Origin of the sequence: Cellulomonas sp. URHD0024 (genome assembly GCF_000426185.1) — a bacterium.
In the GTDB taxonomy this organism is placed as follows: domain Bacteria; phylum Actinomycetota; class Actinomycetes; order Actinomycetales; family Cellulomonadaceae; genus Cellulomonas.
In genome coordinates this window covers 722,788-734,978 of sequence record NZ_KE384505.1, presented here as the reverse complement: position 1 = coordinate 734,978, position 12,191 = coordinate 722,788, and the positions used below count along the sequence as shown (strand labels likewise).

The following is a 12,191-nucleotide window of genomic DNA, read 5'->3' as shown; positions in this document are numbered from 1 at the left end:
TCCTCGTCGAGTGGATGGCGACCGGTTTTCCTCCGGTCGTCGAAGCGCTTCGATAACGTAGCGCGTGATTTTCGTCATGTCTAGACGGGAGATCTGAGCAGTTTGGGTGCATCATGAGCGGTGGATGGTCGAAGCGCTTCGCTTCCCCTACTCCACCTGGGACGACGCCCGCTAGGGTTTCTCCCGGCGCCGGTTCACCCGGCCCTCGAGCCGAAGGAGCCGACAGCCGTGACCACGATCGACGACGTCGCGCGCGCCGCCGGAGTCTCCGTCTCGACCGTGTCCTACGCGCTGTCGGGCAAGCGCCCGATCTCCGCGTCGACCCGCGAGCGGATCGAGCACGCGGTCCGCGAGCTCGGGTACCGACCGCACGCCGGCGCCCGCGCACTCGCCTCCCAGCGGACGAACGTGCTGGCCCTCATGGCACCCCTGCGCGTCGACGTCAACGTCGGCGTGATCATGCAGTTCGTCACCGGCGTGGTCACCCGCGCCCGGGACTTCGAGCACGACGTGCTGCTGCTCACCCAGGACGACCACGCCGGCGTGGAGCGCGTGGCGGCCGGCTCCATGGTCGACGCCCTGGTGATGATGGACGTCGAAGCCGAGGACCCCCGGCTGCCGATCCTGCGCCGACAGCGCCAGCCCTCGGTACTCATCGGACTGCCCCGGGACGCCTCCGGCCTCTCCTGCGTGGACCTCGACTTCGAGGCCGTCGCGCGAACCGCCGTCGACCACCTCGTCGGCCTCGGACACCGGCAGCTCGCCCTCATCGGCTCGCCGCGGCTCGTGCTCGACCGTCACACCACCTATGCGTTGCGGATGGTCAGCGGGTTCCGGGCCGAGACCGAGCGGCTCGGCGTCGACGCCGTGTTCGAGCCGTGCGAGTCGTCCCACGCCGGCGCGGTCGACGCGCTCAACCGGGTGCTCGACCGGCTGCCCGGCGTGACGGGGCTCGTCGTGCACAACGAGGTCGCCCTGCCCGCCGTTCTCGCCGGCCTCCGGGAGCGCGGCATCGACGTGCCGCGCGACATGTCTGTCGTGGCGGTCTGCCCGCAGGACGTGGCCACCGGTCAGCCGCAGCCGCTGACCGCGGTCGACATCCCCGCGGCCCGGATCGGCGCGGTCGCGGTCGAGATGGTGATGTCGCGGCTCGACGACGGCCAGACGCCCGAGACCCGCCTGCTCGCGCCCGAGCTCACGGTCCGGGCGACGACGGCGTCCCTATAGCCACTCGCCGCCGAGCAGCACCCGGAGCGGGCGCAGATCGGCGTCGGTGATCACCACGTCCGCCCGTCGGCCCGCGGCCAGGGCACCGATGTCCCGGCGGCCCAGGACGTCCGCCGGCACCGTCGCCGCGGAGAACACCGCGTCCTCGAGCGGCACGCCCGCCGCGACGACGTTGCGGACCACATCGATCAGGTGCGCCACTCCCCCGGCGATCGCGCCGCCGCGCGCCAGCCGCGCCACCCCGCCGTCGACGACCACCTCCATCGGGCCGAGCTGGTAGGTGCCGTCCGGCATGCCGGTCGCCGCCATCGCGTCCGTGACGAGCGCGATCGACCCCGCGCCGAGCAGGTCGAAGACGGACAGGACCGTCGCGTCGGCCAGGTGCGTACCGTCCGCGACGAGCTCCACCACGAGCTCGCCGCGAGCGGCGGCCGCCAGGCACGCGGCGACCGGGCCGGGGTCGCGGTGGTGCAGCGGACGCATGCCGTTGAACAGGTGGGTCGCGGTCAGGCGACGGTTGCCCTGTGCGGCCAGCAGGTCGAATCCCCGGTCGACCGCGGCCTCGACCTGCTCGGCGGACGCGTCCGTATGGCCGATCGACGGGATCGCTCCGGCGTCGACGAGTGCCGGCAGAACCTCGTCGACCACCCCCGGCACCTCCGGGGCGATCGTCATCGTGACGAGGTGGCCGCGCGCCGCACCGGCGATCCCCGCCGCGAGGGACGCGTCTCCGGGGAGCATGTCGGCGGGGTTCTGAGCGCCGCAGCGGTCCGCGGACAGGAACGGTCCTTCGAGGTGGATGCCGACGATCTCCCCCGCGTCGGCGAGGTCGGCGAGCATCGCGGTGCGCGCCAGCAGCACGTCCCGCGGCGCCGTGACGAGCGACGCGACGAGACTTGTCGTCCCGTGCCGCCGATGCTCGTCCACCGCCGTCCGGGGCGTAGCGGTGTCCGTGGCATCCGGGAAGCTCGCGCCCCCGCCGCCGTGGCAGTGCAGGTCGACCAGGCCGGGCAGCAGGGTGTCGGCGGTGGGTGGCGGGAGGGTCCAGGCCGGCGGCAAGCCGTCCGACGGCCCGACCCAGACGATCGTCGCGCCGTCGACGACCACGGCTCCGTCGTCGACGATACCTCGGGGGGTGACCAGGCGTCCGCGCAGGATGAGGGGCACGGGACCATCCTTGCTCACGCCTGGATCACCGCGGGCAGTTCCGCCGGCGTCACTCTCCGTGCCGGCCTCCCGGACCACCACCGGGCGCCACCTGCACCGAGGACTCCCTCGGCGGCTGCGACCGGCAGGATGAGCCAGGCCCTCGAGGACCAGAACTCGACCCCGAGCGCGACGCAGAGCCCGACCGACAGGCAGGCTCCCGTCAGCGCGAAGACGGCCACGTGCACGCGCTCGTCGGCGATGTTCCTCAGGAGTCGCGCGAGCACGAGGCCCGCAGGCAGCCCCACCACGTAGACCGCCAGCGCACAGATGACGACCAAGAGCAGGTAGAACCCTGCGAGCCAGGCCACGAGCGGCAGGTTGATCACGGTGAGGATGAGCAGGCACCACCCGTTCAGCGCGACGACGGCGCGGGCCTTCACGCGACACCTGCCGGAACGCCCGCCCGGAGCACCGTGCGGGCGCCGTGTGCGAGGAGCCGCAGGTAGACGTGCTGGCCGACGACGGTCAGCGGTCCGATCGCCCGCGCCCACCAGACGACCGGCACCGAGAACGCCGTCACGGCGAACCAGAGGTCGCCGGCGTCGTCGTGCTCGACGGTGAACGCCTCCTCGCCCCGGAACAGGTGCCCGGGAAGCGTCCCGTACCCGAAACCCGTCCGCTCAGGCGTGCGCTCCACCCAGACGACCGCGCACGGCTCGCTCAGCCGGACCGGCCCGAGACCCAGCCGCGTCGTCGCGTGAACACCCGGCGAGGCGAGCGGCGCGTCGACCTCGAGCCGCACGTGCGCCGCCGCGTGGACGTCCCACCCCAGCAGTGCCTCGCCGACGCGTCGAGCGTCCAGCGACGAGCTCGATCGTCCGAGCAGGTGCCGCACGTGCAAGGTGCGGTAGCCCGCCGGGAGCGGTCCGTCCTTCGTCGCGCCGACCTCGGTGTAGGTCAGGCCCGTGGGCGCCGGCCTCGGCACGAGGCGCAGCCCGACGAGCGTGCAGAGCACGAAGCCGAACGCGTTGGCCACACCGTGCGTCACGGCCATCCACGACAGCGTCGGGTGCACGACGTCTGTGGCCTCACCCAGCGCCCACCACAGCGCGAGGAGCATCGAGACGACGACCGTCACGACTCCCGTGCGCAGCAGGCCCCGGGCGCGCTCGACCCGGATCGTCGCGGCCGCCGCGGCCCACAGTCCGACCGTGAGCACCGTGGCGCCGGCCAGCTCGGCGGCGTCGGAGACGAAGTAGCCCACCAGGACGAGGAGCACCCCCAGCGGGACGGCGGACGACGCGAGCCGGGCGGCCGGGCCGGGAACGGCCTGGGTGACCAGCCCGGTGATCAGGCACGCGCCGAACCCTGCGAAGAGCATGTGCGGGACCGTGAGGGCGAGGTAGTCGCCGCCGAAGCCGAGCAACCCCCAGCCGGCCCGTTCCGCGACGAGCGCCGCGGCGCCGATCGCGGGCGTCACGAGCGCGATCGTCGTGGCGAGGTCCGGAGCCCGCAACGCGCACGCGGCGAGGACGAGGCAGGCGAGCGCGAACGGCGCCACGACGAGAGCAGCCACCGGACCGACGGGCAGCCAGACCGCCACCGCGGCGAACAGCCCGGCGACCGCCCACAGCCGCGACTGCGGCACCACGCGGTCGCCGAGCAGCCGGATCCCCAGCGGCAGGACGACGACCGTCCCGACGCCGACCACCACGCGGACCACATCGGCGGCGAACGGGTCGAGGTGGGTCATGACTTCACCGCCCGGACGAGCGCGAGGACGTCGTCGGCCGCACCCCGCAGCACCGGCAGGCGCGTGAGCCGGACCAGCCGACCCAGCAGCGGCGCCAACCCGGCGACGAGGACCCGAGTTCGGCGCTGTCCGTCCGAGCCGTCGTAGACCCAGAAGAGCGTGACGCCGAGCTGCACCAACCAGAGCAGCTCCGGCAGCTCGTCGCGCAGGACGCTCGGGACCGCCGGCTGCGCGCCGTCGACCAGCTCCCGGAACAGGTCCTGGCTGAGCGCCCGGGCGGGCGACGAGTCCGCCGAGAACGGGCTGGCGGCCGACCCCGGTCGGATGGCGACCGCGATGAACTCGCTCCCGAACGCGTGGTACTCGGCGAACGAGTCCAGACCCGCACGCAGTACCCCGGCCAGCCTGCTGCTGAGGTCGCCGCCCGACGCGAGGACGGCCTGCGCGCGGCGGACGTGCTCGCGGTTCACGTCGAGGTAGAGCTCCTGGACCAGGTGGTCCTTCGACGCGAAGTGGTAGTACGCGTTGCCGGTCGAGACACCCGCCTCGTGCGCGATCGCGCGCATCGTGGTCGCCGCGTAGCCGCGCTCGCGGAACAGCCGCAGGGCCGTCGACCGCACCAGGGACCTCGTGTCGTCGTTCATACGAGGATTTGAACATGTTCAACTGAACATGTTCAAGAGGCCAGGCGTGTGACGTGGTGCGGGCTAGAAGAGGCGCGAGCCGCTGTCGTCGACGCCGCGCATGGCGTCGTAGTCGAGGACCAGGCAGCCGATGCCACGATCCATGGCGAGCACCCGGGCCTGCGGCTTGATCTCCTGTGCGGCGAACACGCCCCGGACGGGCGCGAGGTGCGGGTCGCGGTTGAGGAGCTCGAGGTAGCGGGTCAGCTGCTCCACGCCGTCGATGTCGCCGCGCCGCTTGATCTCGACCGCGACCGTTCCGCCGGCCGGGTCCTTGGCAAGGATGTCGACCGGTCCGATCGCGGTCGGGTACTCGCGCCGCACCAGCGTGTGGCCCGTGCCCAGCAGGAGGATCTGGGCCGCGAGCAGCTCCTGCAGGTGAGCCTCGACGCCGTCCTTGACCAACCCCGGGTCGACGCCCAGGTCGTGCGACGAGTCGCTCTGGACCTCGTGGAGCTCGATCTCGAGGCGGTCGTCCGACTTCTGGTGCTGCACGGTCCAGACCTGGGTGACACCGCGGAGGACGGCCTCGTCGGACGGTTCCAGCACCGCGAGCGTGCACGGCGGGCTCATCCAGTTCAGCGGCTTGTACGACCCACCGTCGGAGTGCAGCAGCACGCTGCCGTCGGCCTTCACGACCAGGAGCCGCGTGGCAAGCGGCAGATGGGCGTTCAGCCGACCGCTGTAGCGCGCCGAGCAGGAGGCGACGACAAGACGCACGGGATCTGCTTTCGGGAGGTTCGGGTGCCCCGAGGTCGACGACCGTCTGGGCACCGCGAGATCTAGGTGACCGAGTTGACGCGCGAGGGCGTCGCCTCGATCCAGGACGTCAGGCCGGTGTAGGCCTCGGCGCTCAGCAGGAGGTAGAAGTCGTGGCCGGACCGACAGGTCGCGACGACGAGCCGGTTGGCGGACGTCCCGTCCGGGTCCTGCCACCGGCGCTCGAGAACGCTGAGGTTCGAGCGGTCCCATCGGACGCGTGGCCGGGGCGCCAGCGACCAGCGGCTCCAGAAGTACAGCCGGGCAGATCCGTACTGCGCGACGCCCGCGCGCCACGGCCCCGCAGCACTCGACGCGACCCAGCAGTGGAACGAGCCCACCCGACGGTCGAGCGTGTGAACACGAGAGAGCCAGAGCAAGGAGGTGACCACGGCGAGCAGAAGAGCCCCGAGCAGCGCCGCGACCACCACCCCGCGCACCGTGGCCTGGACCTCAGTGCGTGGCGGGCGTCGTCGTCGGGCGCGCGCCCGGCACGGCGTCGTCGACGACGATCGTCAGGTGGTTGGAGTCGAACGAGAGGAACCCGCCCTCGACCTGCCAGCGGTCGGGCTGGGCGCCGCGCTCCGCGAACACCCGGACCTCGCCCGGCTTGAGCACGGACAGCACGGGCTCGTGACCGGCCAGGATGCCGATCTCGCCCTCGCCGGCCTTCGCCGAGACCTGCCAGGCGTTACCGGACCAGAGCTTGCCCTCGGCGCCGACGATCTCGACCTCGATGTCTGCCACGAGCACTCCTTCCTCGAAGATTCTGGAGGGGCGCCGTCGTCTCGACGGCGCCCCTCAGCGAAAAACTCAGACGCCGTAGTCCTTCTGGATACGGGCCCAGTTGCGCTCGAGGTCCTCGAGGCCACCGATGTTGAAGAACGCCTGCTCGGCGATGTGGTCGAACTCGCCGTCGGCGATCTTGCCGAAGGCCTCGACCGTCTCGCTCAGCGGGACCGTCGAACCGACGACACCGGTGAACTTCTCGGCCATGTACGTGTTCTGCGAGAGGAACTGCTGGATGCGGCGGGCACGAGCCACGACCGTCTTGTCCTCCTCCGAGAGCTCGTCGACACCGAGGATCGCGATGATGTCCTGGAGCTCCTTGTTGCGCTGCAGGATCGACTTCACGCGGGTCGCGGCGTCGTAGTGCGCCTGACCGACGTACCGCGGGTCGAGGATCCGGCTGGTGGAGGTCAGCGGGTCGACGGCCGGGTACAGGCCGCGCGAGGCGATCTCACGCGAGAGCTCCGTCGTGGCGTCCAGGTGCGCGAACGTCGTGGCCGGGGCCGGGTCGGTGTAGTCGTCGGCGGGCACGTAGATCGCCTGCAGCGAGGTGATCGAGTGGCCACGCGTCGAGGTGATGCGCTCCTGGAGGAGGCCCATCTCGTCGGCGAGGTTCGGCTGGTACCCGACGGCGGACGGCATGCGGCCGAGCAGGGTCGAGACCTCGGAACCGGCCTGCGTGAACCGGAAGATGTTGTCGATGAACAGCAGCACGTCCTGCTTCTGGACGTCGCGGAAGTACTCCGCCATCGTCAGCGCGGACAGGGCGACGCGCAGACGCGTGCCCGGCGGCTCGTCCATCTGGCCGAAGACGAGCGCCGTCTTGTCGAAGACGCCGGCCTCCTCCATCTCGACGATGAGGTCGTTGCCCTCACGGGTGCGCTCGCCGACACCGGCGAACACCGACACACCACCGTGGTTCAGCGCGACGCGCTGGATCATCTCCTGGATGAGGACCGTCTTGCCGACGCCGGCGCCGCCGAACAGGCCGATCTTCCCGCCGAGCACGTACGGCGTCAGCAGGTCGATGACCTTGATGCCGGTCTCGAACATCTGCGTCTTGGACTCGAGCTGGTCGAAGGCAGGCGGCTTGCGGTGGATCGGCCAGCGCTCCGTGATCTCGAGCTTCTCGCCCTCCTGGAGGTTGAGCACCTCGCCGATGACGTTGAAGACGTGACCCTTGGTGATGTCGCCCACGGGGACGCTGATCGCCTCGCCGGTGTCGCGCACGAGCGCGCCGCGGACCAGACCGTCGGTCGGCTTCAGCGCGATGGCACGCACGAGCGAGTCGCCGAGGTGCTGCGCGACCTCGAGCGTCATCTCGACGCCGCCCTCGGCCTCGCCCTCGCCCTGCGCGGACAGGTCGATGGTGACCTTGAGCGCGTTGTAGATGTCAGGGATCTGGTCCGACGGGAACTCGATGTCGACGACGGGGCCGATGACCCGGGCGACCCGGCCCACGCCGGGACCGCCGGCGTGCTCGACGGCAGCTTCGGTGGTGGTGGCAGTCATGATGTCTCTCCGGTTCGTCTCTTGAATGTCAGGAGGCGAGCGCGTCGGCGCCCGACACGATCTCGCTGATCTCTTGCGTGATCTCGGCCTGGCGGGCCTGGTTGGCGAGCCGGGTGTACATGCGCACCAGGTCCTCCGCGTTCTCCGTGGCGGTGTGCATCGCGCGCTGGCGGGCGGCCAGCTCGGACGCAGCGGCCTGCAGCAGGCAGGTGTAGATGCGGCTGCGGACGTACCGCGGCAGCAAGGCGTCCAGCACGTCCTCGGGCGACGGCTCGAACTCGTACAGCGGCGCGATCTCGTCGTCGCCGACCGGCTCGACGCCCTCGACGATCTCGAGCGGGAGCAGCCGGATGACGCGCGGCGTCTGCGTGACCATGTTCTTGAAGTGCGTGAACACGACGTGCAGCTCCGAGACGCCCCCCTGGTCGGCCGGCGCGTCGAACGCGGTCAGCAGGGCGCCGGCGATCTCGTCCGCGGTGTCGACCGACGGTGCGTCCGAGTTCCCCGTCCACTGCCCCGCGAGCTCGCGCCCGCGGAACGCGTAGTACGAGACGGCGCGACGGCCGGTCGCGTACACGACCGGCTCCTTGCCCGCCTCGGTGAGGCGACCGATGAGGCGCTCCGCCTCACGGATCGCGCTCGCCGAGTAGGCGCCGGCCATGCCGCGGTCCGAGGTCACCACGAGCACGGCCACCCGGTCGGTGTCCGTGCGCGCCGTGAGCAGCGGGTGCGTCACGTTGGAGTGCGTCGCCACCGCCGAGACCGCCCGGGTGAGCGCACGCGAGTACGGCGTCGCCGCCGTGACGCGGGCGCGAGCCTTCCCGATGCGCGAGGCAGCGATGAGCTCCATCGCGCGGAAGATCTTCTTGAGCGACTGTGTCGACCGGATCCGCTGCCGGTAGACGCGCTGCTGACCAGCCACGGTCAGCCCTTCTTCTGCCGGACGATCTGCTCCTGCTCGACCTCGACCTCGGCGCCGTCGTCGGCCGAGCCGACGAGCGTCGTTCCGTCACCCACGAGGAACCCGTTGCGGAACTCGTCGATCGCGTCGCCCAGGGCCTTCTCGGTGTCGTCGTCGAGCTTGCCCGTCGACGCGATCGTGGAGAGGACCTCGGTGTTGCGGCGGAGGTGGTCGAGCAGCTCGGTCTCGAACCGACGGACGTCGCCCAGCGGGACGTCGTCCAGCTTGCCCTTGGTACCGGCCCAGATCGACGCGACCTGGTCCTCGACCGGGTACGGCGAGTACTGGGCCTGCTTGAGCAGCTCCATCAGACGCGCACCGCGGGTCAGCTGCGCACGCGACGCCGCGTCGAGGTCCGAGGCGAACATGGCGAACGCCTCGAGCGAGCGGAACTGCGCCAGGTCGAGCTTCAGCGTGCCGGAGACCGACTTCATCGCCTTGACCTGTGCGGCACCACCGACGCGGGACACCGAGATGCCGACGTCGACGGCGGGGCGCTGGTCGGCGTTGAACAGGTCCGACTGCAGGAAGATCTGGCCGTCGGTGATGGAGATGACGTTGGTCGGGATGTACGCCGAGACGTCGTTGGCCTTGGTCTCGATGACCGGCAGACCCGTCATCGAGCCCGCGCCCAGCTCGTCGGAGAGCTTGGCGCAACGCTCCAGCAGGCGGGAGTGCAGGTAGAAGACGTCGCCCGGGTACGCCTCACGGCCCGGCGGGCGCCGCAGCAGCAGCGACACGGCGCGGTACGCCTCGGCCTGCTTGGACAGGTCGTCGAACACGATGAGGACGTGCTTGCCCTGGTACATCCAGTGCTGGCCGATGGCCGAGCCGGTGTACGGGGCGAGGTACTTGAAGCCGGCCGGGTCGGACGCCGGGGCGGCGACGATCGTCGTGTACTCCAGGGCGCCGGCCTCCTCCAGGGCGCCGCGGACGGCGGCGATGGTGGAGCCCTTCTGGCCGATGGCGACGTAGATGCAGCGGACCTGCTTCGTCGCGTCCCCGGTCTCCCAGTTGGCCTTCTGGTTGATGATCGTGTCGATCGCGATCGCCGTCTTGCCGGTCTGGCGGTCGCCGATGATCAGCTGACGCTGGCCGCGACCGATCGGGATCATCGCGTCGATGGCCTTGAGGCCGGTCTGCAGCGGCTCGTGGACGCTCTTGCGGTGCATGACGCCGGGGGCCTGCAGCTCGAGCGCGCGGCGGCCCTCCGTCTCCAGCTCGCCCAGGCCGTCGATCGGCTGGCCCAGCGGGTCCACGACGCGACCGAGGTAGCCGTCGCCGACGGGGACCGAGAGGACCTCGCCCGTGCGGCGGACCTCCTGGCCCTCCTCGATGCCCGTGAACTCGCCCAGGACGACGACACCGATCTCGCGGACGTCGAGGTTCAGCGCGAGGCCCAGCGTGCCGTCCTCGAAGCGCAGCAGCTCGTTCGCCATCGCGCCGGGCAGGCCCTCGACCTGCGCGATGCCGTCGGCCGTCAGCGTCACGCGGCCGACCTCTTCGGTCACCACGCCGCTCGGCTCGTAGGACTTCACGAAGCTGTCCAGCGCGGCCCGGATCTCGTCCGGCCGGATCGTCAGCTCAGCCATTGCTCTTCTCCTGTCGTGACCGCGCGGTACGCGGTCGTACGTTCGTTCACGTCGTTCAAAGGGTCGGCAGAGGCCGATACTCAGCTGGCAAGTCGTCGTCGTGCGTCGGCGAGCCGTGCGAGCACGGTCGAGTCGACCACGTCCGCCCCCACCTGGATGCGCAGACCACCGAGGATCTCGGGGTCCACGGTCACGTTGAGCTGCAGGTCCCGCCCGTAGGCCTGCTGCAGGATCGAGCCGAGTCGGTCCATCTGTGCCTGCGACAGCTCGCTGCCGGAGGTCACCGAGGCCACGAGGCGGTTGCGACGGTCCGCGGCCAGCTCGGCGACGGACGCGAGCGTCGCGACGAACCGCTTGCCGCGAGGCGAGGCGGTCGCCCGGCGCGCCACCTGGAGCGTCGCGTCGGACACCTTGCCCTGGAGCAGGTCGTCGACCAGCTTCAGACGGTTCTCCCGGGAGCCGCGCGGGTCGAACAGCGCCGACCGCACCTCGCGCTGGCCGACGAGCGACCGCGTGATGCGGAACAGCTCGTCCTCGACCTGCTCGAGCTGGTTGCTCGCCTCGGCGGACGCGAGGATCGCGTCGAAGCCGAGCTGCTCGACCGCGTCGCCCAGGTCGTCCTCGGACGTCCAGCGCGCACGCACCAGGTCCGACACCGCCCCGACGACGCGCTCGTCCGAGCGGGCCAGCACGGCCGCGACGAGACCGGACTTGGCCTCGGCCGGCAGCGCGGGGTCGGACAGGGTGCGCCGCAGCGAACCCGAGGAGTCCAGGGCGTCGACCACGGCGAACAGCTGCTCGCCGAGCTCGGCCGCCTGCTTGCCCGCAGCGGTCAGGACCGGTGCGAACCGCTCCTGGGCCGCCGAGAGCGAAGCGAGACTCGTTCCGCGCATCAGTTCTCCTTGGACGCTGCAGTCGCAGCCGTGGACGCTTCGAGCTCCGCGAGGAAGCGGTCGACGACGCGCGACTGGCGGGCCGTGTCCTCGAGCGACTCGCCGACGATCTTGGAGGCGAGCTCCGTGGCGAGCGCGCCCACGTCGGCGCGCAGCGAGACCGCTGCCTGCTGACGCTCGGCCTCGATCTGGCGCTGGGCCGTCTCGACGGTGCGTGCCGCGTCCGCGGTCGCCTTCGCCTTGATCTCGGCCGAGATCGCGCCGCCCTCGGCTCGAGCGGCCTCCTTGATGCGGGCCGCCTCGGTGCGCGCGTCGGCGAGCTGCTGCTCGTACTCGGCGCGCAGCGCTGCCGCCTCGGCCTGAGCGGCCTCGGCGTGCTCCAGACCGCCCTCGATCTTCTCCGCGCGCTCGTCGAGCACTGCCTGGAACTTCGGCAGCGCGTACTTCATGAACACGAGCACGATGATGATGACGATGACGAGCGACCAGATGATGTCGTACTTCTCAGGCAGGAGCGGGTTCAGCTCCTCGGTGTCGGTAGCCGCCCTGACGCTCTGCGCGACGGCGGCGAGGTGCGCCGTGATCACTTCAAGAAGAAGGGCGTCGCGATCGCGAGGAGCGCGAGGATCTCGATGAACGCCAGGCCGATGAACATCGTCGAGCGGAGCTGGCCGGACATCTCAGGCTGACGCGCCATGCCCTCGATCGTCTTGCCGAACAGGATGCCGAGGCCGATGCCGGGGCCGATGGCCGCCAGACCGTATCCGACGAGGGCGAGACCGTTGATGGTGGTCGTGGCGTCTGTTGCTGCTGCGGTAAGCACGGGATCTGGTTCCTTTCATCTACGCGCCGCTCGGCGCGTCCGTTGCGAGC

General features: G+C 71.1%; 14 protein-coding genes. 1 reads left to right on the top strand and 13 read right to left on the bottom strand.

Features of this window, described 5'->3' with window-relative positions; genetic code table 11:
• Positions 1-228 precede the first annotated feature (228 nt).
• A complete protein-coding gene (locus I847_RS0119565; protein WP_028051051.1) occupies positions 229-1,227 on the top strand; it encodes a LacI family DNA-binding transcriptional regulator in 999 nt (332 codons plus the stop codon).
• On the opposite strand, the gene I847_RS0119560 is transcribed toward I847_RS0119565, so the two are convergent.
• The 13 genes from I847_RS0119560 to atpE all read right to left on the bottom strand — a co-directional run bounded on the left by I847_RS0119560 (position 1,222) and on the right by atpE (position 12,141).
• Complete coding sequence (locus tag I847_RS0119560) at positions 1,222-2,394, bottom strand: N-acetylglucosamine-6-phosphate deacetylase (RefSeq protein ID WP_034611263.1); 1,173 nt, start codon at positions 2,392-2,394, stop codon at positions 1,222-1,224. The genes I847_RS0119565 and I847_RS0119560 overlap by 6 nt on opposite strands.
• 14 nt (positions 2,395-2,408) lie before the next feature.
• Positions 2,409-2,816 (bottom strand): hypothetical protein, encoded by a 408-nt coding sequence (locus I847_RS25980; protein ID WP_051275082.1) that lies wholly within the window; start codon positions 2,814-2,816, stop codon positions 2,409-2,411.
• A complete protein-coding gene (locus I847_RS27235) occupies positions 2,813-4,129 on the bottom strand; it encodes a YndJ family transporter (protein WP_081681156.1) in 1,317 nt (438 codons plus the stop codon). Before I847_RS27235 ends, I847_RS25980 begins: the two co-directional genes overlap by 4 nt.
• On the bottom strand, positions 4,126-4,773 hold the full coding sequence (locus I847_RS0119545) for a TetR/AcrR family transcriptional regulator (protein ID WP_028051050.1): 648 nt from the start codon (positions 4,771-4,773) through the stop codon (positions 4,126-4,128). Before I847_RS0119545 ends, I847_RS27235 begins: the two co-directional genes overlap by 4 nt.
• A gap of 63 nt (positions 4,774-4,836) precedes the next feature.
• Positions 4,837-5,532 (bottom strand): endonuclease NucS, encoded by a 696-nt coding sequence (nucS, locus tag I847_RS0119540; protein ID WP_028051049.1) that lies wholly within the window; start codon positions 5,530-5,532, stop codon positions 4,837-4,839.
• Between the two features lie 62 nt (positions 5,533-5,594).
• On the bottom strand, positions 5,595-6,011 hold the full coding sequence (locus I847_RS0119535; RefSeq protein WP_028051048.1) for a DUF2550 family protein: 417 nt from the start codon (positions 6,009-6,011) through the stop codon (positions 5,595-5,597).
• Between the two features lie 13 nt (positions 6,012-6,024).
• On the bottom strand, positions 6,025-6,318 hold the full coding sequence (locus I847_RS0119530) for a F0F1 ATP synthase subunit epsilon (protein WP_028051047.1): 294 nt from the start codon (positions 6,316-6,318) through the stop codon (positions 6,025-6,027).
• Positions 6,319-6,384: 66 nt separating this feature from the next.
• Positions 6,385-7,872: a F0F1 ATP synthase subunit beta gene (atpD, locus tag I847_RS0119525; protein ID WP_028051046.1), complete on the bottom strand. Its 1,488-nt coding sequence runs from the start codon at positions 7,870-7,872 to the stop codon at positions 6,385-6,387.
• Between the two features lie 28 nt (positions 7,873-7,900).
• Positions 7,901-8,794, bottom strand: a complete 894-nt coding sequence (locus I847_RS0119520; RefSeq protein WP_028051045.1) for a F0F1 ATP synthase subunit gamma — start codon at positions 8,792-8,794, stop codon at positions 7,901-7,903.
• Positions 8,795-8,796: 2 nt separating this feature from the next.
• The gene (gene atpA, locus I847_RS0119515; RefSeq protein WP_028051044.1) at positions 8,797-10,425 is read right to left on the bottom strand and encodes a F0F1 ATP synthase subunit alpha; all 1,629 of its coding nucleotides are present in this window, start codon (positions 10,423-10,425) and stop codon (positions 8,797-8,799) included.
• An 80-nt stretch (positions 10,426-10,505) separates the two neighbouring features.
• The gene (locus I847_RS0119510) at positions 10,506-11,318 is read right to left on the bottom strand and encodes a F0F1 ATP synthase subunit delta (RefSeq protein ID WP_028051043.1); all 813 of its coding nucleotides are present in this window, start codon (positions 11,316-11,318) and stop codon (positions 10,506-10,508) included.
• Positions 11,318-11,902: a F0F1 ATP synthase subunit B gene (locus I847_RS0119505; protein ID WP_028051042.1), complete on the bottom strand. Its 585-nt coding sequence runs from the start codon at positions 11,900-11,902 to the stop codon at positions 11,318-11,320. Before I847_RS0119505 ends, I847_RS0119510 begins: the two co-directional genes overlap by 1 nt.
• The gene (gene atpE / locus I847_RS0119500; RefSeq protein ID WP_028051041.1) at positions 11,902-12,141 is read right to left on the bottom strand and encodes an ATP synthase F0 subunit C; all 240 of its coding nucleotides are present in this window, start codon (positions 12,139-12,141) and stop codon (positions 11,902-11,904) included. The genes I847_RS0119505 and atpE overlap by 1 nt, the downstream gene beginning before the upstream one ends.
• Positions 12,142-12,191 lie beyond the last annotated feature (50 nt).